This is a genomic window from Streptococcus sp. HMSC065C01 (assembly GCF_001813525.1).
GTDB lineage: Bacteria > Bacillota > Bacilli > Lactobacillales > Streptococcaceae > Streptococcus > Streptococcus parasanguinis_V.
In genome coordinates, this window is sequence record NZ_KV812833.1 from 21967 (window position 1) to 44751 (window position 22785).

A 22785-nucleotide genomic window follows, 5' to 3' on the forward strand; every position below is an offset into this window, starting at 1 on the left:
TGTGAAAAAGAAACTGAAGTTAACTGGATTATTAGGAGCGGCCTTATTGGTCTTGACAGCTTGTGGAACCTCTCAAGTGACAGCTCAGTCGACAGGTGGTTGGGAACGCTTCGTCTACTTCTTTGCAGAAGCCATCCGCTTCTTGTCCTTTGGCGGAAGTATCGGTGTAGGGATTATCGTCTTTACCATTGTCATCCGGACGGTCCTCTTGCCTCTCTTCCAGTATCAAATGAATTCAACCCGCAAAATGCAGGAAATTCAACCCCTCCTCAAGGAATTACAAGCTAAGTATCCTGGGAAGGATCTTGATAGTCGGACCAAACTTTCTGAAGAGATGCGGGCCCTTTACAAGGAAAAAGGCGTCAAAACGTCTTCAGCCTTCCTTCCTCTCTTAATCCAGATGCCGGTCTTGATGGCCTTGTTCCAAGCGCTGAGCCGTGTCGAATTCCTTAAAGTCGGTCACTTCCTCTGGTTGGACCTTGGCGCGATCGACCCGACTTATATCTTGCCGGTTCTTGCAGCACTCTTCACATTTTTCAGCAGTTGGTTGACCAATAAAGCCATGCCAGAGCGTAATGGTAGTGCGACAACCATGATGTATGTGATGCCTGTGATGATCTTCTTCTTTGCCTTGTTCTCAGCCAGCGGGGTCGCACTATACTGGGTGACTTCCAATGCTTACCAAGTCGGGCAAACCTATCTCTTGAACAACCCCTTCAAGATTATTGCAGAGCGTGAAGCAAAAGAACAAGCTTCGCGCGACATGGAAAAACAGAAACGCCGTGCCCTAAACAAAGCACAGAAAAAGAAAAAATAAGAAAGAGGTGGACATATGGTCCTATATACTGGAGCAACTGTTGAAGAAGCGATTCAAAAAGGTCTGAACGATTTAGATATTCCTCGTATGAAGGCACATATTACGGTTGTAGCGCGTGAAAAGAAAGGTTTTCTTGGCTTATTTGGGAAAAAACCAGCCCAAGTAGAGATTGAGCCCATTGCAGAAACAACGGTTGTGAAAGCTAATCAAAAAGCTGTCAAAGGTGTCCCAGATGAGATCAATGCGCAAAATGAACCGGTTAAGACTGTGAGCGAAGCAACGGTCGATCTCGGACGTGTCGTTGCAGCGATCAAAAAGGTCGAAGAAGAAGGAGAAGTTGTCTCTGAAGAAATCAAGACCGAAATCCTGAAACATGACAAAGAAGCAGATACCGTTCTTGAAGAAAAAGGGCATGAACATATCCTTGAAAAAGTCAAAGAACCAGCGACAAAAGAATCAAGCGAATCTGATTTCTCAAACCTTGGTATCGAGGTAGAGGAAAACTACAACATCGAAGAAGTCGTAGATGATGTGACAGCCTATGTTCAAACAGTGGTCGATGAAATGGATGTGGATGCGACCATCTCAAGCAGTCACAACCGCCGTACGGTCAATATGCAAATTGATACCAATGAGCCAGGACGTGTCATTGGTTACCACGGAAAAGTCTTGAAGGCTCTTCAACTTTTGGCGCAAAATTACCTCTATAACCGCTACTCAAAGAATTTTTACATTACCATTAATGTGAATGACTATGTAGAACACCGGGCAGAAGTTCTTCAAAGCTATGCTCAGAAGTTGGCAACACGTGCCCTCGAAGATGGGCAAGCCCAACAGACAGATCCGATGTCAAACAGTGAACGCAAAATCATTCACCGGATCGTCTCTAAGATGGAAGGAGTCACTAGCTACTCTGAAGGGGAAGAACCAAACCGTTACGTGGTGGTAGACATCGAAGGATAATCTAGCTATTATTTCCCATAAGGGAGAGACGGGATTGAGCCGATCTCTCTTTTTTAGGTTTAGAAAGGAAGCAAATGGCATTTGCAGCGATTCGAGAGTTTTTAAAGCTTCAAGGAATCCACTACCAGGCCCCAGCAAAGGCTGGGGTGCTAGCCTCAGAGATGGAGCAGTATCGTGCCCTAGCTCAAGCAGCTCGTAAGGAATTCACCGATTTAGTCTCAGCCTTTCAGCAGCGCCACCCTTACTTAGAGCAGGATCGGACTAGCCAATGGATGAACCAGGCCCAGGTCTTACGGCCTCATTTTTGGGCCTATCTAAAAGGAGAAGGGACGATGGCAGAGCCTATGTTTGCCTTGAGGCTCTATGGAGATGCAGTTGATTTTGGAGTTTCCTTAGAGGTGAGTTTTATCGAGCGAAAAAAAGATGAGCAGAGCCTTCAAAAGCAACACAAGGTTCTCACCCTTCCAATCTCTCAGCCAGTTTATTATTTCGCCCAGAAAAATGGAGAGAGTCAAAGGGTAGAAGGAACAGAAAAGAATCGCCATGATCTGTTACAAGCAGTAGCAGAAGGGGCGGTTCGTAAGGTCCTCGTCAAATACGATGTTTCTCTAGTTGAGGAGAGGTCCCTAGAGAATATCCTGGATCAGTTGCAAGAGGCGCTGGTGGCTCTGGAACCCTATTACTTGGCAACCCGTCAGGTGTAGAAAGGTGTTCTCCGACCTGTATTTGCAACAATTTTGCCATAGCTATTGACAAATAGAGTCGAATCCGATAGAATAGTAAAGTATGTTTAGTAACTGATCACAACTAGCCGGCTAAACGAATACAAAATCTATGAGGAGGTATTCATCGTGAAACGTACTTATCAACCAAGTAAACTTCGTCGTGCGCGCAAACATGGTTTCCGTCACCGTATGGCAACTAAAAATGGTCGTCGCGTATTGGCAGCTCGTCGTCGTAAAGGACGCAAAGTTTTGGCTGCCTAATTCAGATAAAAACCTAAAAACCAGTAGAAACTCGAGACTACTGGTTTTTGTTTTGTCCGAAAGTGAATTTAGAGGCGCTTTCTGCTATAATAGAAAGAAGAAAAACTCGGAAGAAAAGGAAGATCATGCAGATTTTTGATACCCACACCCATCTCAATGTGGAAGAATTCGCAGGAAAAGAACAAGAAGAGCTCGACTTGGCCAAGGAAATGGGTGTTGTAGCCCACAATATCGTTGGTTTTGACAAACCGACGATTGAGCGAGGAATAGCCTTGGCAGACCAGCACCCAGAACTCTATCTCACGCTTGGTTGGCACCCCACTGAGGCAGGCGATTATAGTCCTGAAGTGGAGGCCTATTTACTTGAACAGCTAAAACATCCCAAAGTCGTCGCACTCGGAGAAATCGGTCTCGATTACCACTGGATGACAGCGCCAAAAGATGTTCAAGAAAAGGTTTTTCGTCGTCAGATTCAATTGTCTAAGGACTTGGACCTCCCCTTTGTGGTGCATACACGCGATGCTTTAGAAGATACTTATGCCATCATCAAGAGTGAAGGAGTTGGTTCTCGCGGTGGGATCATGCATTCTTTCTCAGGAAGTTTAGAAGAAGCGAAACGCTTCATGGATTTGGGAATGATGATTTCCTTTTCTGGAGTGGTGACCTTTAAGAAAGCCACAGATGTCCAAGAAGCGGCAGCTGGCCTTCCGTTAGACAAGATCTTGGTTGAAACAGATGCTCCTTATCTAGCACCAGTTCCCAAACGTGGTCGGGAAAATAAAACAGCCTACACTCGTTATGTGGTAGATTTTATTGCAGAACTACGTGGCTTAACAACAAAAGAAGTGGCTCAGGCAACCTATGACAATGCAAGAAAGGTATTTGGCCTTGACTGAGAAAAGAAAAATACCAGAAGTGATTGTCGTGGAGGGCAAGGACGACACAGCCAATCTCCGTCGTTTTTATGAGGTGGATACCTATGAAACACGAGGCTCTGCGATCGATCAGGATGACTTGGAACGAATTGCTACCTTGCAAGAGTTGCGTGGAGTCATTGTCTTTACCGATCCAGACTATAATGGTGAGCGAATTCGCAAGATCATTATGCAAGAGGTGCCCCAGGCCAAACATGCCTTTTTAAATCGTGGTGAAGCAGTCCCCAAATCCAAGATCAAGGGGCGTTCTCTTGGAGTAGAACATGCCAGCTTTGAAGACTTAGAAAAAGCCCTAGCTGGACTGGTCGGGTCTTACGAAGATGAAAATTTCTTTGATATCACAAAGACTGACTTGATGCGGCTTGGCCTGTTGATGGGAAGCGATAGTCGCAAACGGCGGGAATATCTAGGCGAAGCCTTGCGCATCGGCTACTGCAATGGCAAGCAATTGATCAAACGCTTGGAATTGTTTGGAATTTGTTTGGCTGAAGTTGAAGAGGCGATGGCTAGTTATTAAGACGGAAGTAGAGGGGATCCTTTACCCTTAAACTGATTAGAAAAGAGAAAAAATGAGAATTGCAGATTATAGCGTGACCAAGGCAGTGCTGGAGCGTCACGGCTTTACCTTTAAAAAATCCTTCGGTCAGAACTTCTTGACCGATACCAACATCCTTCAAAAAATTGTGGATACGGCAGAGATTGATAAGCAGGTCAATGTCATCGAAATCGGTCCTGGAATTGGAGCCCTCACTGAGTTCTTGGCGGAAAATGCGGCAGAGGTCATGGCCTTTGAGATTGATGACCGCTTGGTTCCCATTTTGGCGGATACCTTGCGTGATTTTGATAATGTCACGGTTGTCAACCAAGACATCCTCAAGGTAGACCTCAACCAGTACATCGCAGAGTTTAAAAACCCAGACCTTCCGATTAAGGTAGTGGCTAACCTTCCTTACTACATTACGACTCCCATCCTCATGCACTTGATCGAATCCAAGATTCCTTTCCAAGAATTTGTGGTCATGATGCAAAAAGAGGTGGCAGACCGCATCTCAGCTGAGCCCAACACCAAAGCTTATGGTTCGTTATCCATTGCTGTCCAATACTATATGACTGCTAAGGTAGCCTTTATTGTACCTCGCACCGTCTTTGTGCCAGCACCAAACGTCGACTCTGCCATTTTGAAGATGGTCCGTCGCGAAGAACCAGCAGTAGCCGTCAAGGATGAAGATTTCTTCTTCTCTGTCAGCAAGGCTAGCTTTGTCCACCGCCGCAAAACACTTTGGAACAACTTGACTAGTCGCTTCGGCAAGACCGAAGAAATCAAAGCCAAGCTGGAAGCAGGAATCCAAACTGCAGGCCTGCAACCTTCTGTACGAGGAGAAGCTCTTAGCCTAGAAGACTTCGCTCGCCTAGCAGATGGCCTTCTAGAAGCAGGAATAAAATAACAGAAAAGACATGAGCTTCGTAGCTCATGTCTTGTTTGTTCATGAGCTTCATAGCTCATGTCTTGTTTGTTGAAGAAGGAAAGGACGGGATTTGAACCCGCGCGTGAATAAAATCCACTTGCCGGATTTCGAGTCCGGTGCCGTACCGAGCTGGGCCACCTTTCCAAGATGCGGAGAAAGGGATTTGAACCCTCACGCCCGAAGGGGCACATGCGCCTGAAGCATGCGTGTCTGCCGTTCCACCACCTCCGCATAGTTCTATTATACACTTTTTAGGAAAAATGCCAAGGAAAAAAAGGAAGGTGCCCTTTCCCGAATTCTGCTAAAAGACAAGTCATAACAGATACTCCGTCTTCTGTTTCTATCCATTTAAAAAACGAACCTATTCGTTTCTAAAAGCGTCCGGAGAGGTTCACTTTTCGTTTTTTCTTATCAAGCAATCCAGCCTTATTTCTCATTTTTTGGTATAATAGGAGTATTAATCTCAAAGGAGTGCGATTTGCAAGGAACAATCGTCAAGGCCTTGGCTGGCTTTTACTACGTGGAGTCAGACGGTCACATTTACCAGACACGGGCTCGTGGAAATTTTAGAAAAAAAGGACAGACTCCTTATGTGGGGGATCAGGTGGAGTTCTCTGCTGAAGAGAATTCAGAAGGCTACATTTTGAGCATTGCCCCTCGTAAAAATAGCCTCGTACGCCCTCCTATTGTCAATATTGATCAGGCAGTAGTGATTATGTCAGCTAAGGAGCCAGATTTCAACGCCAATCTTTTAGACCGTTTTCTGGTTCTTTTGGAGCATAAGGGGATTCATCCCATTGTCTATATTTCAAAACTGGACTTGTTAGAAGATATGGAAGACATCCACTACTACCAAGGAATCTATCAGGCAATTGGCTATGATTTTGTCTTGTCAATTGAGGAACTCTTGCCCCTTTTGACCAATCAAACCACGGTCTTTATGGGACAGACCGGTGTAGGAAAATCGACCTTGCTCAATAAAATCGCTCCGGATTTGGAGCTTGAAACGGGTGAGATTTCAGATAGTCTGGGGCGCGGTCGACACACGACCCGAGCTGTCAGCTTTTACCATTTAAATGGAGGAAAGATCGCAGATACGCCGGGCTTCTCCTCCCTCGATTATGAAGTGACGACCAGTGAAGACTTAAATCAAGCCTTCCCGGAGATCGCCGATGTGAGCCACTCTTGTAAATTTCGTACCTGTACCCACACGCATGAGCCAGCTTGTGCGGTGAAACCAGCCGTTGAAAGAGAGGAAATTGCACCTTTCCGTTATGAGGATTACTTGCAATTTCTAAGTGAGATTGAAAACCGTCGCGAAACCTATAAAAAAGTTTCGAAAAAAATGCCAAAATAGGAGACACTACAACGATGAAAACAATGAAAATTGCACCCTCAATTTTGAGTGCCGATTATGCCAATTTTGAAAGTGAATTGAAACGCTTAGAAGCAGCTGGAGCTGACTATGCCCATATCGATGTCATGGATGGCCATTTTGTACCAAATATCAGCTTTGGAGCTGGTGTCGTAGAGAGCATGCGTCCACATAGCAAGTTGGTCTTTGATTGCCACTTGATGGTCACCAATCCTGAACACCATATCGAAGAATTTGCCCGTGCAGGTGCTGATATCATCAGCATCCACGTAGAAGCTACTCCCCATATTCACGGAGCTCTTCAAAAAATTCGTCAAGCAGGTGTGAAGGCTAGTGTCGTGATCAACCCAGGGACTCCTGTAGACAGTATCAAACATGTCTTGAACTTGGTGGACCAAGTCTTGGTCATGACCGTTAATCCAGGATTCGGTGGTCAAGCCTTCTTGCCTGAAACCATGGACAAGGTGCGCGAATTAGCCGCTCTTCGTGAAGAAAAAGGCTTAGACTTTGATATCGAAGTGGATGGCGGAATTGATGCTCAAAGTATTTCCCAAGCAAAAGAAGCAGGGGCCAATGTCTTTGTAGCAGGCTCTTATGTCTTTAATGGAGATGTTAATGAGCGCGTTCAAACGCTCCGAGATGCTGTAAATGGGTAACATCGCAATACTGGCAGGAGGTGACAGCACGCTCTTGCCGAGAGATCATGACGTTTATGTAGGCGTTGATGGTGGCTGTTTGAAGCTACTGGAACAAGGTTTGCCTTTAGATATAGCTGTGGGGGATTTCGATTCCGTCTCTGAGACCGATTTGCGCCAGATCCGAACCCAAGCCAAGCAGGTTGTTCAATCCGTCCCTGAAAAGAACGATACGGATTTGGAATTGGCTTTGAAAGTGGCTTTTAAGGCCTATCCAGCTGCTGCTGTCACAGTTTATGGTGCCTTTGGCGGTCGTTTGGATCACTTCTTGTCCAATATCTTTTTGCCGACCGATCCAGACCTAGCTCCCTACATGGAGCAAATCCAATTAGTCGACGGTCAAAATCGCTTGATCTACAGATCAGCCGGCTGCCATGAGATTCAGCCAGATCCAGCCATGTCCTATGTTGGTTTTATGCCTGTCGGACAAGGTCGCTTAGAGATCACAGGAGCCAAGTATCCGCTCCATCAGGAGAATTATTTTTTGAAGGCCATGTATGGCTCCAATGAATTTTTGGATCAACCGATTCAAGTGAGTCTTGACCGTGGCTATCTTGTCATTGTTTATAGTAAAGACAGAGGTTAATATGAATATCATTCTGCTTCTGATTGGCCTGCTCAATCTGGGCCTCCTCATCTATCTCTTGCAACGGTCAGATGATACAAGACCGGCTTTACGAGAGATGCTGGAAGACCATGAGGATCATTTGACAGACCAGTTGGATTATCGTTTTGAAAAAGAAAGACAAGCCAGCCAGATTGCCAATCAGCAGTTAGAGATCGCCCTGACAGATCGCTTAACCGAGATGAGAGTGGAGATCCACCAGCAGACGACGGCTCTGCGCGCTGAGATGAATGAGCATTTTACTAAAAATCGGGACAAAACAGATGAGCGCATGCGCCAGATCCAAGAGTCCAATGAAGTGCGGCTAGAACAGATGCGCCAAACGGTAGAAGAAAAATTGGAGAAAACCTTGCAGCACCGCTTGCAGACCTCCTTTGAGACGGTTTCAAAACAATTGGAGTCGGTCAACAAAGGGTTGGGAGAAATGCAGACAGTGGCGCGGGATGTCGGAACTCTTAATAAAGTTCTCTCCAATACTAAGACGCGTGGGATTATGGGCGAATTGCAGCTGGGTCAAATCATTGAAGATATCTTGACCCCAGCCCAGTATGAGCGGGAGTTTGTCACCGTTCCCCAATCTAGTGAGCGCGTGGAGTATGCTATTAAGCTTCCAGGACAAGGAGAGGAGCCAGTCTATCTGCCGATTGACTCTAAATTCCCACTGGAAGACTACTATCGTCTGGAAGAAGCTTATGAATCAGGAGAGAAAGAGGAGATCGAGCGTTACCGCAAGGCCCTTCTTGCTAGTATCAAGCGTTTTGCTAAGGATATCCAACAAAAATACCTCTTTCCACCAGCGACAACGAATTTCGGAATTCTCTTTTTGCCAACCGAAGGCCTCTATTCCGAAGTGGTTCGCAATCCAGAATTCTTCGATCGCTTGCGTCGGGACGAACAAATTTTAGTGGCTGGGCCAAGTACCTTATCAGCCCTCTTGAACTCCTTGTCTGTTGGCTTTAAAACGCTCAACATCCAAAAGAGTGCAGATGACATTAGCAAGGTGTTGGGATCGGTCAAATCAGAATTCCATAAGTTTGGAGGGATTCTGGCCAAGACTCAGCGCCATTTAAAGAATGCTTCCAATAATATTGATGATTTGCTAACCAGACGGACCAGTGCCATTGAGCGGACACTCCGCCAAATCGAAAGCGATGAGGACCTGCTGGGACTAGATGTATATATAGAAGATGGAGAAGATGATGGTCAAAATTAACCAAATGAAAAAAGATGAATTGTTCGAAGGATTCTATTTGATCAAGTCAGCAGAAGTGCGTCAAACGCGGGCCGGGAAAAACTACCTCGCCTTTGTCTTCCAGGATGAGACCGGTACAATCGAAGGTAAACTATGGGATGCCCAACCTCACAATGTAGAGAGTTTTATGGCTGGGCGCGTGGTCCATATGTCTGGACGTCGAGAAGTTTACAATAATACTCCGCAAGTCAACCAATTAAACATGCGCTTGCCCCAAGCAGGAGAGCCCAACAATCCAGCAGACTTTAAGGAAAAACCACCAGTAGATCCCAAGGAATTGCATGAATACCTGTCAAACATGATTTTCAAAATTGAAAATCCAGTCTGGCAACGGATTGTCCGGGCCCTCTATGGGAAATATGAGAAAGAGTTTTATAGTTATCCAGCTGCTAAGACCAACCACCATGCCTTTGAAGCAGGTCTTGCTTATCATACGGCAACCATGGTCCGCTTGGCAGATAGTATCGGCGATATCTATCCTCAGTTGAATAAGAGCTTGCTCTTTGCAGGGATTATGTTACACGATTTGGCCAAAGTGATCGAGTTGACGGGGCCTGAAAATACAGAATACACTGTTCGGGGCAACCTCATCGGCCACATTGCACTGATCGATGAAGAAATCACCAAGGTCTTGCAAGAGTTGAAGATTGATGACCAAAAAGAAGAAGTCATCGTCCTTCGCCATGTGATCTTGAGTCACCATGGCTTGCTCGAATACGGTAGTCCTGTTCGTCCAAAGATCATGGAAGCAGAGATTATTCATATGATCGATAATTTGGATGCGGAAATGATGATGATGACAACAGCACTTGGCTTAATTGGTCCTGGCGAAATGACCAATAAAATCTTTGCTATGGAAAATCGTTCCTTCTATAAACCGAATCTCGACTAGTAAAAACAGGGATAAATACGGGAATGATTCTGCCAAAAATAAAATAATCAGGAAAAAACGGCCTTCTGTAAATCAGAATGTTCGTTTTTTTCGCTTCTTATGGTATAATGATAGAAAAAACTACATGGTGAGAAAATGAAATTAAGAAGAAGTGAACGGATGGTCGTAATTTCTAATTACTTGATCAACCATCCCTATGAATTGACTAGCCTCAATACGTTTGCGGAAAAGTATGAGTCTGCCAAGTCTTCCATCTCAGAAGATATCGTGATCATTAAGCGTGCGTTTGAAGAGATGGAAATCGGAAATATTGAGACCATTACAGGAGCTGGTGGAGGTGTTATCTTTACACCGTCTATCTCAGATCAAGAATCCAAAGAAATCGTCGAAGATCTTTGCAAGCAACTGTCTGAAAGTGATCGTATCCTTCCTGGTGGCTACATTTACCTGTCTGATCTTTTGAGCAATCCAAAGATTTTGAATCGGATCGGCCGCATCATTGCCAAAGCCTTTCGAGATAAGAAAATTGATGCTGTCATGACCGTAGCGACCAAGGGAGTTCCTTTAGCGAATGCAGTGGCCAATGTCTTGAATGTTCCATTTGTCATTGTCCGTCGTGATTTGAAAATCACAGAAGGGTCAACCGTTAGTGTCAACTATGTTTCAGGCTCAAGTGGGGATCGCATTGAGAAAATGTTCCTTTCAAAACGGAGCCTAAAAGCAGGAAGCAGGGTCTTGATTGTCGATGACTTCCTTAAAGGTGGCGGAACGATTAACGGGATGGTCAGTCTCTTGGCTGAATTCGATTCTGAATTAGCAGGGGTAGCTGTCTTTGCGGATAATGCTGCAACCGACCGTGAATTCTTTGAACACAAATCCTTATTGCGCGTGACCAACATCGATGTAAAAGAAAATAAATTGAGTGTCGAAGTTGGGAATATCTTTGATTAAGAGCAACAAAGGAGGATCAAAAAGTGAAAAGAATTTTAGATCGATTTGATAATAGTCCTTTGTGGATTCGCTTGGTGACAGTTCTGTCTCTATCCTTTATTTTGGTAGCTGGTTTGTATACCGTTAAAAAGAATACAGCTGCCCAGGTAACGACAGAAATTCAACCTGCTAAAAAAACAGGTTCCCTTCCAGTGAAAAAGGAAACAAAGGAAGAAAAAGAAAAGAAGGAAGAAAAGAAAAATACAGAAGCTGCTGAAAAAGCAGTCGTTCAAATGGAAACAACTCCAAGTCAAGATTCTGTGAACGCTGCCCAAGCTGCTGTGAAGAAAGTCAAAGATGCGACTCAAAAGCAATCGCTTGAGGCCCGTATCCAATACATCGCTAACTATTATGGACTGACCTATGAGAGCGACACAGCGGCAACACAGCAGACTCAAACAGACGCTAATGCCAACACGAACGCGAACGCAAATACTAATGCCAATGCCAATGCTGGAGTAGCTGGAGCCAATGCGACAGTTCAACCACAACAGCAACAGCAGTATGCTCCGGCCGCAGATGCAGGGGCAGAAGAACCTGCTGAAGCTGGTCAATAATGAACTTTTTCGACTTCTTTAAAAAATAAAAAAACATCTTGCAATCAAAGTGCCGTCATGTTATAATAATAGACGGTACTTTTTACTTTTGGTCTCTCAAGAGTGTACAGGGACGTGCTGACAAATGTTGCAAAAGTACACACAGATGGTAGCTGTCACCAAGTGTACCATCACCAAAAATAAAAAATTTCACAGGAGAATGTAGATGCCTACAATTAACCAATTGGTTCGCAAACCGCGTAAATCAAAAGTAGAAAAATCTAAATCACCAGCTTTGAACGTTGGTTACAACAGTCATAAAAAAGTTCAAACAAACGTTTCTTCACCACAAAAACGTGGTGTTGCAACTCGTGTTGGAACAATGACACCTAAAAAACCTAACTCTGCCCTTCGTAAATTTGCCCGTGTACGTTTGAGCAACTTGATCGAAGTAACTGCTTATATCCCAGGTATCGGACACAACTTGCAAGAACACAGCGTGGTTCTTCTTCGTGGTGGACGTGTAAAAGACCTTCCAGGGGTACGTTACCATATCGTCCGTGGAGCACTTGATACTGCAGGTGTAAACGATCGTAAACAAGGCCGTTCTAAATACGGTACTAAAAAACCAAAAGCATAAGGAAAGGGGATAAAGAAAAATGAGTCGTAAAAACCGTGCGCCTAAACGCGATGTATTGCCAGATCCGCTTTACAATTCACAATTAGTTACTCGTCTTATCAACCGCGTTATGCTTGATGGTAAACGTGGTACAGCTGCTTCAATCGTTTACGGAGCTTTCGAACAAATTAAAGAAGCTACTGGAAACGACGCTCTTGAAGTATTCGAAACAGCTATGGAAAACATCATGCCTGTACTTGAAGTACGTGCTCGCCGTGTCGGTGGTTCTAACTACCAAGTCCCAGTTGAAGTTCGTCCAGAACGTCGTACAACACTTGGACTTCGTTGGTTGGTAACAATCGCTCGTCAACGTGGTGAACACACAATGGTTGATCGTCTTGCAAAAGAAATCTTGGATGCAGCGAACAACACTGGTGCAGCTGTTAAGAAACGTGAAGATACTCACCGTATGGCTGAAGCTAACCGTGCATTCGCACACTTCCGCTGGTAATAAAATGATACTAAGAGCGGCAAAGGCCCAAGGCAAAAATAGGAAACTGATGCAGTGTTCGATGAACACAAAGCAGTTTATCTTTTTTGCACCGGGCCTCGCTCGGGTTCAAATCAGTTAACTTGAGCTTTTAGCCCGAGTTCAATTCAACTCTTCTTACAAGTTGGAACCAAAACTTAGCATGAAAACACTAAGAACGGGTAGGTCCTGCCTATCCGTTTTTATTAAATCATGTTATAATAGAATATAGAAATAAAAAATATAGGAGAAACAAACCTCATGGCACGCGAATTTTCACTTGAAAAAACTCGTAATATCGGTATCATGGCTCACGTCGATGCTGGTAAAACAACTACAACTGAGCGTATCCTTTACTACACTGGTAAGATTCACAAAATCGGTGAAACTCACGAAGGTGCGTCACAAATGGACTGGATGGAGCAAGAACAAGAACGTGGTATCACTATCACATCTGCCGCTACAACAGCTCAATGGAAAGACACTCGTGTAAACATCATCGACACACCAGGACACGTGGACTTCACTATCGAAGTTCAACGTTCACTCCGCGTTTTGGACGGTGCTGTAACCGTTCTTGACTCACAATCAGGTGTTGAGCCTCAAACTGAAACAGTTTGGCGTCAAGCAACTGAATACGGAGTTCCACGTATCGTATTCGCTAACAAGATGGATAAAATCGGTGCTGACTTCCTTTACTCAGTAAGCACACTTCATGACCGTCTTCAAGCAAACGCTCACCCAATTCAATTGCCAATCGGTGCTGAAGATGACTTCCGCGGAATCATTGACTTGATCAAGATGAAAGCTGAAATCTATACTAACGACCTTGGTACAGATATCCTTGAAGAAGATATTCCAGCTGAATACCTTGAACAAGCTCAAGAATACCGTGAAAAATTGGTTGAAGCAGTTGCTGAAACTGATGAAGACTTGATGATGAAATACCTTGAAGGGGAAGAAATTACTAACGAAGAATTGAAAGCTGGTATCCGTAAAGCTACAATCAACGTTGAATTCTACCCAGTACTTTGTGGTTCTGCCTTCAAGAACAAAGGGGTTCAATTGATGTTGGATGCAGTCCTTGACTACCTTCCAAGCCCACTTGATATCCCTGCAATCAAGGGTGTAAACCCAGATACAGACGAAGAAGAAGAACGTCCAGCATCTGATGAAGAGCCATTTGCAGCTCTTGCCTTCAAGATCATGACTGACCCATTCGTAGGTCGTTTGACATTCTTCCGTGTTTACTCAGGTGTCTTGAACTCAGGTTCATACGTATTGAACACTTCTAAAGGTAAACGTGAACGTATCGGACGTATCCTTCAAATGCACGCCAACACTCGTAAAGAAATCGAAACAGTTTACTCTGGAGATATCGCTGCTGCCGTTGGTTTGAAAGATACTACAACTGGTGACTCATTGACAGATGAAAAAGCAAAAATCATCCTTGAATCAATCGAAGTTCCAGAACCAGTTATCCAATTGATGGTTGAGCCTAAATCTAAAGCGGACCAAGACAAGATGGGTATCGCCCTTCAAAAATTGGCTGAAGAAGATCCAACATTCCGCGTTGAAACAAACCCTGAAACTGGTGAAACAGTTATCTCTGGTATGGGTGAGTTGCACTTGGATGTCCTTGTTGACCGTATGAAACGTGAATTCAAGGTTGAAGCTAACGTTGGTGCTCCTCAAGTATCTTACCGTGAAACATTCCGCGCTTCTACACAAGCACGTGGATTCTTCAAACGTCAATCTGGTGGTAAAGGTCAGTTTGGTGATGTTTGGATCGAATTTACTCCAAACGAAGAAGGTAAAGGATTCGAGTTCGAAAATGCGATCGTCGGTGGTGTGGTTCCACGTGAATTCATCCCTGCAGTAGAAAAAGGACTTCAAGAATCTATGGCGAACGGTGTTCTTGCTGGTTACCCAATGGTTGACGTGAAAGCTAAGCTTTACGATGGTTCATACCACGATGTCGACTCATCTGAAACTGCCTTCAAGATCGCTGCATCTCTTGCACTTAAAGAAGCTGCTAAGACTGCACAACCAGCTATCCTTGAACCAATGATGCTTGTAACCATCACAGTTCCTGAAGAAAACCTTGGGGATGTTATGGGTCACGTAACTGCTCGTCGTGGACGTGTAGATGGTATGGAAGCACACGGTGCAAGCCAAATCGTTCGTGCATATGTACCACTTGCTGAAATGTTCGGTTACGCTACTGTCCTTCGTTCTGCAACTCAAGGACGTGGTACCTTCATGATGGTATTTGACCACTACGAAGATGTACCAAAATCAGTACAAGAAGAAATCATTAAAAAAGCTAAAGGTGAAGCTTAATTTACCAATGCTTAAAAACTCTTCCCACTTTGGGAAGAGTTTTTCTTTGTTCCAAAAGTGAATACAAGTAAAAAAGTGCTCTTCCTAGCAAACAAGACTTTGTGAAAAACTTCAATAAAAGAGGTGGTGATCTATGATAAATCTTGCTTTTCGTGGGGAAATAGTTGCTTTTTAATGCAATAAAGTATATAATAGAGACTGTTAAAAGATGTTTGGCGCTGTGTCAAGTTACTCTTTTCACAAAAAATTTTTTTGATTTTCATAAGGAGGAAATCACGAATGGTAGTTAAAGTTGGTATTAACGGTTTCGGTCGTATCGGACGTCTTGCTTTCCGTCGTATCCAAAACGTAGAAGGTGTTGAAGTTACACGCATCAACGACCTTACAGATCCAGTTATGCTTGCACACTTGTTGAAATACGATACAACTCAAGGTCGTTTCGACGGTACTGTGGAAGTTAAAGAAGGTGGATTCGAAGTTAACGGTAAATTCATTAAAGTTTCCGCTGAACGTGATCCAGAACAAATCGACTGGGCTAACGACGGTGTAGAAATCGTTCTTGAAGCAACTGGTTTCTTTGCTACTAAAGCAGCTGCTGAAAAACACTTGCATGCTGGTGGTGCTAAGAAAGTTGTTATCACTGCTCCTGGTGGATCAGATGTTAAAACAGTCGTATTTAACACTAACCACGATATTCTTGATGGTACTGAAACAGTTATCTCAGGTGCTTCATGTACTACAAACTGCTTGGCTCCAATGGCTAAAGCTCTTCAAGATAACTTCGGTGTTGTTGAAGGATTGATGACTACTATCCACGCTTACACTGGTGACCAAATGATCCTTGACGGTCCACACCGTAAAGGTGACCTTCGTCGTGCACGCGCTGGTGCTGCTAACATCGTTCCTAACTCAACTGGTGCTGCTAAAGCAATCGGTTTGGTTATCCCTGAATTGAACGGTAAATTGGACGGAGCTGCACAACGTGTTCCTGTTCCAACTGGATCAGTTACTGAATTGGTAGTTGTTCTTGACAAGAACGTTACTGTTGATGAAGTGAACGCAGCTATGAAAGCAGCTTCAAACGAATCATACGGTTACACTGAAGATCCAATCGTTTCTTCAGACGTTGTAGGTATGTCTTACGGATCATTGTTTGACGCAACTCAAACTAAAGTTATTGACGTTGACGGTAAACAATTGGTTAAAGTTGTTTCATGGTATGACAACGAAATGTCTTACACTGCACAACTTGTTCGTACTCTTGAATACTTCGCAAAAATTGCTAAATAATTCATGCGTATGATGAGAGGAGGGAAACCTCCTCTTTTTTTGTACTTTTTTTAGGGCTTTCTCATCATATTATAGGAATTGATAAAATAGATTGACAGTGCTAAATAGATTAGGGTATCCTATTCTTGATTGGAGATTTCTAATACAACGAAATGAAAGCGATTACAGGTCGTGGAGAAAGGAGCCAATGGAAATCGCTCAAGAAAAAGAAAAAAACCATACAAGGAGGTCAAGATGAAAGGTCATCGATTTGAAAAGAAAGAACGATTTAGTATACGAAAATTCAGTGTGGGAGTTTGCTCCGCATTGATTGGGTTAGCATTTTTAGGAACAGGCGCTGTCTCTGCAGATGAGACGGTTTCTACTAGTGAACAACCCTTGGAAACCTCTTCAGTAGCGACTGAAGATGTTAATCATCTAGTGAGAGAAGCTGGCGTCTATACTGCAGATGCGGCACTTCCTACGGCTGATCCTGCAAAACCAGCCGCAGAAGCGGTCACTCCAGAGGCTAGTCCTACAAGTACAGAAGCTAGCTCGACAACTACAGATATTCCAGCTGTTTCAGAGACTGAAAAACCGAAAGCTACTGCTGAGAAAGTGGCTGATTTACCAACCAATGAAGAAAAACAATTAAGACCCAAAGAAGTTAAGTTCGATACCTGGGACGATCTCTTGAAGTGGGAACCAGGAAAACGAGTGGATGACGATATGAACAGAGCAAGCGTTCCACTTGCGAGTCGTTTCCAAGGAAAACAAATTAATGAACAAGCCAACCCTGAAGCGAAGATCCAAGCGCTGTCAAACATGAACTCCAAAGCCAAGGATCATGCGTCTGTCGGCGGGGAAGAGTTTAAGGCCTATGCTTTTGATTACTGGCAATATTTGGATTCTATGGTCTTTTGGGAAGGGCTGGTCCCATCAGCAGATGTGATCGATGCTGCACACCGAAATGGGGTTCCTATTTATGGAACAATCTTTTATAACTGGTCTAGCAGCATCAAGGATCAAGAACATTTTGCAGAAACCTTGAAAGAAGATAGTGAAGGGTCTAAGACCTTCCCGATCGCCCGTAAATTAGTAGAACTGGCCAAGTACTATGGCTTTGATGGTTACTTTATCAACCAAGAAACAACCGGAAATCTTGTAGAACCATTGGGTCCAAAATTGAGAGATTTTCTTCTTTATACCAAGGAATATGCGAAGAGTCTGAACTATCCGATTAAGTATTCCTGGTATGATGCTATGACCTATGAATATGGTCGTTACCATGAGAATGCGCTGGGAGAATACAACTACAATTTCATGCAGCCAGAAAATGGGGAAAATCCAGTTGATACCTTCTTTGCTAACTTTAACTGGGGCAAATCAGAAGTTGATTATTCCATCAGTACAGCCAAATGGATTCATCGGAATCCTTATGATGTTCTAGCTGGACTTGAGCTCCAAAAAGGAGGCTCTTATAAGACTAATGTAGACTGGAATGCTATTTTAGATGAACATGGCAAGTTGCGTCTATCCCTTGGTCTTTATGCGCCAGATACCATTACAGGTCTAGGAAAGACTGGAGAAGGTTACCATACCCATGAAGATCTATTCTGGACAGGTTTCCAAGGAGATCCGACCAAAGGGAAACCAGCAGACCAATCTTGGTACGGTATGTCCAATCTAGTAGTGGATAAAACCCCAATCACAAGTGAAGATTTTAATACTTCCTTCAACACTGGACACGGAAAACACTGGTTTGTGGACGGCAAGATTTCTAAAGAAGGGGAATGGAACTACCGTTCTGTTTCTGGCTACCTTCCAACCTGGCGTTGGTGGGTAGAGCATAGTGAAGATAGTACACCATTGAAAGGTCGCTATGATTTTGATCAAGCCTACAATGGAGGAAATTCTCTAGCCTTTGAAGGGGATTTAAAAGCCAATAGCAGTCAAAATGTCATGCTCTATTCGACCAAGATTCCTGTGACAGAAACGACAAAATTGAGCGTCAGTCATAAAGGTGGGATAGGAGCAGCTGCCTGGGTAGCTGTTGCCACAAAAGAGGACTACTCTGAATATGAATGGAAAGAATTGACACCGAGTGCAGATTGGTCTACTCAAACCTTTGATTTGGGAAGTTTGGCTGGCAAGACCATTTATGCTGTGAAGATGTTCTTTGACCATGATACGGATGTCAAAGACTACAAATTTAATCTCGGCCAATTGTCGATTACGTCGAACCAAGAGAAACCAGCTACTCCAGCAGAAGTATCCGTTCGGGCAAAACGCCTACAAAATGCGCAAGAAGCAGAAGCAGTCCTCAATTTTAAAGGGGTAGCAGATGCAGATTATTATGAAGTCTATGAAAAAGATGGCGACAACTGGCGTCTCTTAACAGGGTCTTCTGCGACAACTGTCTATCTACCAAAAGTTAGCCGTTCAGCAAGTGCTGAAGGAACCACTCAGGAACTCAAGGTTGTGGCAGTTGGAAAGAATGGTCAACGTTCGGATGCGGGAACTGTAGCCTTTGATTGGGGCATGACCGTGTCAGATACCAGTCTACCAAAAGCTTTAGCGCCAAACGTGGTCATCGGAGCCAAAGTGATCGGTTCGAGCTTCCCGGATGCGGATGGTAGTGAAGGCATCGAAGGTATGTTAAATGGTACCATTACCAGTCTTTCAGATAAATGGTCTTCTGCTCAATTGAGTGGAACCGTCGATATTCGTTTGACACAACCACGGACCATTGTTCGTTGGGTCATGGACCATGCCGGTGCGGGTGGAGAATCTGTCGACGATGGCAAGATGAATACCCGTGACTTCGACCTTTACTACAAGGATGAAGCGGGTGAATGGAAGCTTGCTAAGGAAGTTCGTGGCAATAAAGCCCATGTGTCCGACATTACACTCGACCATCCAATCAAGGCTCAAGACTGGCGTCTCCATGTCATTACGGCAGATAACGGCACCCCATGGCAAGCCATCCGGATTTACAACTGGAAGATGTATGAAAGTCTGGATACTGAAACGGTCAACATTCCGATGAAACATGCTGCAGCGCAAAACTTAGGTAATCATTTTGTCCAAGTCGGCTTCATAGATGTTCCGGCCGATACCACTCTGACTCTTTATGCCGATAAAGAAGCCACTAGTCCAATTGCGACCATGACAGCCGATCAAGCTGGAAATCTCATCTTTAAACCGCTGGCTTTTGAATCAACCCCGTCTCTTCTTTACTATCGTGCACAAGTTCCTGGTAAAGATATCAGTAATGTTTTGGCGATCGAAGTTCCAAAGAATGATAAAGAAATTGCGGGACTTCAATTTGAAGATGGATTGACCAAGAAGGTCTACCGGGAAGGCGATGCCCTTTCCTTGAAAGGGGCGACTCTCCGAGTTCATTATAAAGATGGCCAAGCAGATCAACTGGTCAACCTCACCAACTCAGGTGTAGAGATTCATGGATTTGACAGTAGCAAGCTGGGAGAACAACACCTAGAAGTTTCTTACCTTGGTCAGAAATTAGGTAAGACTCTCACTGTTTTTGTGGTCAGTGCAGAGGAAGCAGGTGAAAAAGCAGTTGCTGGTCTAGAATTGACCGACAAACCAAAAGTGGAATATATTGTCGGAGAAGCATTGGAGAAGGAGGGTGGACGCTTTACAGTCGTCTTTGAAGATGAAACGACCGAAACGCATGCCTTGACAGATGAAGGTGTGGAAGTGACTGGCTTTGATGCGACCAAGGAAGGTCGTCAAACCATCACTGTCCATTACAAAGGAGCTAGTACAAGCTTTGATGTCCTCGTGAATCCAAAACCAGCTCTCAACGATGAATACCTTAAGCAAAAATTGTCTGAAGCTGAAGCTGCAAAAGCCAAAGTAGACTTTACTTTTGCGACTCCTGAAGTCAAAGAAGCCTTGCTGGCTGGAATGGCTGCTTCTGAAAAAGTCTTGAAAGAGCATGATACCAGCACACAAGATCAAGTCAATGAGCAGTTGAACCAATTGACCGCTCTCTTGAAAGCCTTGGATGGTCAAGCCAATCTAACAAAAGAAAAAGAAGCTCTCTCTGCTCTGACAACAGAAGCGACTGCTCTATTAACAAGCAAGCCAAATCACCCTTCTGGAGAGGCTTTGCAGGCACTGGTTGAGAAAAATAAAGAGCTCCTAGATTCTTCAGAGCTCACTCCTGAAGCGCTTGAAACAGCTAAGACAGGTCTAGAGACCTTGATTGCGCTCCTGAAAGAAGATAAGCCAGCGGTCTTTGTAGACCCTGCGACTGGAGTCGAAGTTCAATTCTCCAACTTAGAGCCAACCGTTGTCAAAGGACTAAAAGTCGCAAAAGTTGAAGCCAATCAGGTAGAAAAAGAAGAGCTGAAGGGCCGAGAAGGAATCGTATTTGATATTGAAGGCGTGGATGCAAGCGGTCAAGATATCGATACCCACCATCCATCCCTTGTGAAAATCCCTGTGGATAAGGATAAAGAAGTGGAGCAAGTTCTCTTCTTCCCAGAAGGTCAAGCTCCTCAATCCTTGGCCTTTGAGAGAGTTGGAGATGTAGTCATCTTTACAGCTCCTCACTTTACTCACTATGCGATTGTCTATAAGCCAGCACAAACGGAAGGACCAGATCAACCGATCCAACCAGAGGAACCGGCTAAACCTGATCAGCCTGTTCAACCAGCTCAACCAAATCAACCAGTCCAATCAGCTGCCCCAGTGACTCCGGATCCAGCTAATCCATTGAAGCCTACAGAGTCTTCTCAAGTGGATCAGTTGGCCCCAACGACTTCTACTCAAGCGGGTCATCAAGAGGAAAAACACAAGGATATGGTTGATCAAGAGATCCATCAGTTGTTAAGTGCCCACCAAGGGGGGAACGCACAGCCAACAGTTCAGCAAGAAACAAAAGATGCCAGCAAAGAAAGTCAATCGGAACACTTACCAAATACGGCAAGCCTAGAAGCTTCCTTTGCAGCTGAAGCTGTTCTCCTAGCAGCCTTAGGCGGCTTCCTCTTGGCTGGTAAGAAGAAAGAAGAGTAAGTCTTTTACAGGATTCTTTCGTTCACTTAAAAAGTCACTCTCAAAAAAACCTCTCTGGTGAAAACTAGAGAGGTTTGATCTTGTATCTAGAAGTGTCGTTCGGATCCTGCGAATTAGAGGGGAAAAGCATTGGATTTTTCTACCTCTTTTACAGCTTTTGTGATATAATTATCATGTATTAAAAAAAGAAGGAGTCATATCTAATGGCAAAATTGACTGTTAAAGACGTTGACTTGAAAGGGAAAAAAGTTCTCGTTCGTGTTGACTTCAACGTTCCTGTAAAAGATGGCGTGATCACTAACGATAACCGTATCACTGCAGCTCTTCCAACTATCAAGTACATCCTTGAACAAGGTGGACGTGCAATCCTCTTCTCTCACCTTGGACGTGTAAAAGAAGAAGCAGATAAAGAAGGTAAATCACTTGCTCCTGTAGCTGCTGACTTGGCTGCTAAATTGGGTCAAGAAGTTCAATTTATCCCAGGTGTTACACGTGGTGCTGAATTGGAAGCAGCTGTTAACGCTCTTGAAGATGGACAAGTTCTCTTGGTTGAAAACACTCGTTTCGAAGATGTTGATGGCAAGAAAGAATCTAAAAACGATCCTGAACTTGGTAAATACTGGGCATCACTTGGAGATGGTATCTTCGTAAACGATGCATTTGGTACTGCTCACCGTGCACACGCATCTAACGTTGGTATCTCTGCAAACGTTGAGAAAGCTGTTGCTGGATTCCTTCTTGAAAACGAAATTGCTTACATCAAAGAAGCAGTTGAAGCTCCAGAACGTCCATTCGTAGCTATCCTTGGTGGATCTAAAGTATCTGACAAGATCGGTGTTATCGAAAACTTGCTTGAAAAAGCTGATAAAGTCCTTATCGGTGGTGGGATGACTTACACATTCTACAAAGCACAAGGTATCGAAATCGGTAACTCACTTGTAGAAGAAGACAAATTGGATGTGGCGAAAGCTCTTCTTGAAAAATCAAACGGCAAATTGATCTTGCCAGTTGACTCAAAAGAAGCGAACGCATTTGCTGACTACACTGAAGTGAAAGACACTGAAGGTGAAGCAGTAGATCCAGGATTCCTTGGTCTTGATATCGGTCCTAAATCTATCGCTAAATTCGACCAAGAATTGACTGGTGCGAAAACAGTTGTATGGAACGGACCTATGGGTGTATTTGAAAACCCTGACTTCCAAGCTGGTACAATCGGTGTGATGGACGCTATCGTGAAACAACCAGGCGTTAAATCAATCATCGGTGGTGGTGACTCAGCAGCTGCTGCGATCAACCTTGGCCGTGCAGACAAATTCTCATGGATCTCTACTGGTGGTGGTGCTTCTATGGAACTCCTTGAAGGTAAAGAACTTCCAGGTCTTGCAGCTTTGACTGAAAAATAATCTAAATAGAATGAAAGAGGCTGGGACAAAAGTCCTAGCCTCTC

Annotated in this window: 20 protein-coding genes and 2 tRNA genes; 20 read left to right on the forward strand and 2 right to left on the reverse strand. The window is 44.1% G+C overall.

From position 1 onward, the window contains the following. The first annotated feature begins 1 nt into the window (after nucleotide 1). From HMPREF2918_RS02210 to rsmA, 7 genes are all read left to right on the forward strand, one after another. Complete coding sequence (locus HMPREF2918_RS02210) at nucleotides 2-817, forward strand: YidC/Oxa1 family membrane protein insertase (protein WP_003015944.1); 816 nt, start codon at nucleotides 2-4, stop codon at nucleotides 815-817. A gap of 15 nt (nucleotides 818-832) precedes the next feature. Next, nucleotides 833-1780 carry an RNA-binding cell elongation regulator Jag/EloR gene (gene jag, locus HMPREF2918_RS02215; RefSeq protein ID WP_021153989.1) on the forward strand — a complete coding sequence of 316 codons (948 nt, stop codon included), beginning with the start codon at nucleotides 833-835 and terminating at the stop codon, nucleotides 1778-1780. 74 nt (nucleotides 1781-1854) lie between these two features. Next, a complete protein-coding gene (locus tag HMPREF2918_RS02220; protein WP_070594472.1) occupies nucleotides 1855-2484 on the forward strand; it encodes a ribonuclease P in 630 nt (209 codons plus the stop codon). A 147-nt stretch (nucleotides 2485-2631) separates the two neighbouring features. Beyond that, nucleotides 2632-2766: a 50S ribosomal protein L34 gene (gene rpmH / locus HMPREF2918_RS02225; RefSeq protein WP_003003086.1), complete on the forward strand. Its 135-nt coding sequence runs from the start codon at nucleotides 2632-2634 to the stop codon at nucleotides 2764-2766. Between the two features lie 125 nt (nucleotides 2767-2891). Next, nucleotides 2892-3662 carry a TatD family hydrolase gene (locus HMPREF2918_RS02230; RefSeq protein ID WP_070594473.1) on the forward strand — a complete coding sequence of 257 codons (771 nt, stop codon included), beginning with the start codon at nucleotides 2892-2894 and terminating at the stop codon, nucleotides 3660-3662. Next, nucleotides 3634-4218 carry a ribonuclease M5 gene (gene rnmV / locus HMPREF2918_RS02235; protein WP_176745975.1) on the forward strand — a complete coding sequence of 195 codons (585 nt, stop codon included), beginning with the start codon at nucleotides 3634-3636 and terminating at the stop codon, nucleotides 4216-4218. Before HMPREF2918_RS02230 ends, rnmV begins: the two co-directional genes overlap by 29 nt. A gap of 52 nt (nucleotides 4219-4270) precedes the next feature. Further along, entirely contained in the window at nucleotides 4271-5146 is an 876-nt protein-coding gene (gene rsmA, locus HMPREF2918_RS02240; RefSeq protein ID WP_070594475.1) for a 16S rRNA (adenine(1518)-N(6)/adenine(1519)-N(6))-dimethyltransferase RsmA, read from the forward strand. A 76-nt stretch (nucleotides 5147-5222) separates the two neighbouring features. Here rsmA and HMPREF2918_RS02245 read toward each other — a convergent pair. Next, nucleotides 5223-5311, reverse strand: a tRNA-Ser gene (locus HMPREF2918_RS02245). 4 nt (nucleotides 5312-5315) lie between these two features. Then, a tRNA-Leu gene (locus HMPREF2918_RS02250) sits at nucleotides 5316-5398 on the reverse strand. Nucleotides 5399-5645: 247 nt separating this feature from the next. On the opposite strand from HMPREF2918_RS02250, the gene rsgA reads away from it, so the two are divergent. The 13 genes from rsgA (at nucleotide 5646) to pgk (ending at nucleotide 22741) form a co-directional block, all read left to right on the forward strand. Further along, nucleotides 5646-6524 carry a ribosome small subunit-dependent GTPase A gene (rsgA, locus tag HMPREF2918_RS02255; RefSeq protein ID WP_031573894.1) on the forward strand — a complete coding sequence of 293 codons (879 nt, stop codon included), beginning with the start codon at nucleotides 5646-5648 and terminating at the stop codon, nucleotides 6522-6524. Between the two features lie 14 nt (nucleotides 6525-6538). Beyond that, a complete protein-coding gene (gene rpe, locus HMPREF2918_RS02260) occupies nucleotides 6539-7198 on the forward strand; it encodes a ribulose-phosphate 3-epimerase (protein WP_070594476.1) in 660 nt (219 codons plus the stop codon). Then, a complete protein-coding gene (locus HMPREF2918_RS02265; RefSeq protein WP_070594477.1) occupies nucleotides 7191-7823 on the forward strand; it encodes a thiamine diphosphokinase in 633 nt (210 codons plus the stop codon). The genes rpe and HMPREF2918_RS02265 overlap by 8 nt, the downstream gene beginning before the upstream one ends. A 1-nt stretch (nucleotide 7824) precedes the next feature. Continuing rightward, nucleotides 7825-9075, forward strand: a complete 1251-nt coding sequence (locus HMPREF2918_RS02270; protein WP_003012406.1) for a DNA recombination protein RmuC — start codon at nucleotides 7825-7827, stop codon at nucleotides 9073-9075. After that, nucleotides 9062-10006, forward strand: a complete 945-nt coding sequence (locus HMPREF2918_RS02275; protein WP_049483640.1) for a 3'-5' exoribonuclease YhaM family protein — start codon at nucleotides 9062-9064, stop codon at nucleotides 10004-10006. The genes HMPREF2918_RS02270 and HMPREF2918_RS02275 overlap by 14 nt, the downstream gene beginning before the upstream one ends. Before the next feature lie 135 nt (nucleotides 10007-10141). Further along, a complete protein-coding gene (gene purR, locus HMPREF2918_RS02280) occupies nucleotides 10142-10957 on the forward strand; it encodes a pur operon repressor (protein WP_003012466.1) in 816 nt (271 codons plus the stop codon). Between the two features lie 23 nt (nucleotides 10958-10980). Then, nucleotides 10981-11553 (forward strand): hypothetical protein, encoded by a 573-nt coding sequence (locus tag HMPREF2918_RS02285; protein ID WP_024054651.1) that lies wholly within the window; start codon nucleotides 10981-10983, stop codon nucleotides 11551-11553. Nucleotides 11554-11758: 205 nt separating this feature from the next. Beyond that, nucleotides 11759-12172, forward strand: coding sequence for a 30S ribosomal protein S12 (gene rpsL, locus HMPREF2918_RS02290; protein WP_003003125.1), 414 nt, complete (start codon nucleotides 11759-11761; stop codon nucleotides 12170-12172). A gap of 19 nt (nucleotides 12173-12191) precedes the next feature. Next, entirely contained in the window at nucleotides 12192-12662 is a 471-nt protein-coding gene (gene rpsG / locus HMPREF2918_RS02295; protein WP_003003105.1) for a 30S ribosomal protein S7, read from the forward strand. Between the two features lie 279 nt (nucleotides 12663-12941). Continuing rightward, nucleotides 12942-15023: an elongation factor G gene (gene fusA, locus HMPREF2918_RS02300; RefSeq protein WP_003003071.1), complete on the forward strand. Its 2082-nt coding sequence runs from the start codon at nucleotides 12942-12944 to the stop codon at nucleotides 15021-15023. A gap of 279 nt (nucleotides 15024-15302) precedes the next feature. After that, nucleotides 15303-16313, forward strand: coding sequence for a type I glyceraldehyde-3-phosphate dehydrogenase (gene gap / locus HMPREF2918_RS02305; protein ID WP_023919220.1), 1011 nt, complete (start codon nucleotides 15303-15305; stop codon nucleotides 16311-16313). Nucleotides 16314-16547: 234 nt separating this feature from the next. Then, nucleotides 16548-21338: an endo-beta-N-acetylglucosaminidase gene (locus HMPREF2918_RS02310; protein ID WP_070594478.1), complete on the forward strand. Its 4791-nt coding sequence runs from the start codon at nucleotides 16548-16550 to the stop codon at nucleotides 21336-21338. 203 nt (nucleotides 21339-21541) lie between these two features. Then, nucleotides 21542-22741 (forward strand): phosphoglycerate kinase, encoded by a 1200-nt coding sequence (gene pgk, locus HMPREF2918_RS02315; protein ID WP_070594479.1) that lies wholly within the window; start codon nucleotides 21542-21544, stop codon nucleotides 22739-22741. Nucleotides 22742-22785 lie beyond the last annotated feature (44 nt).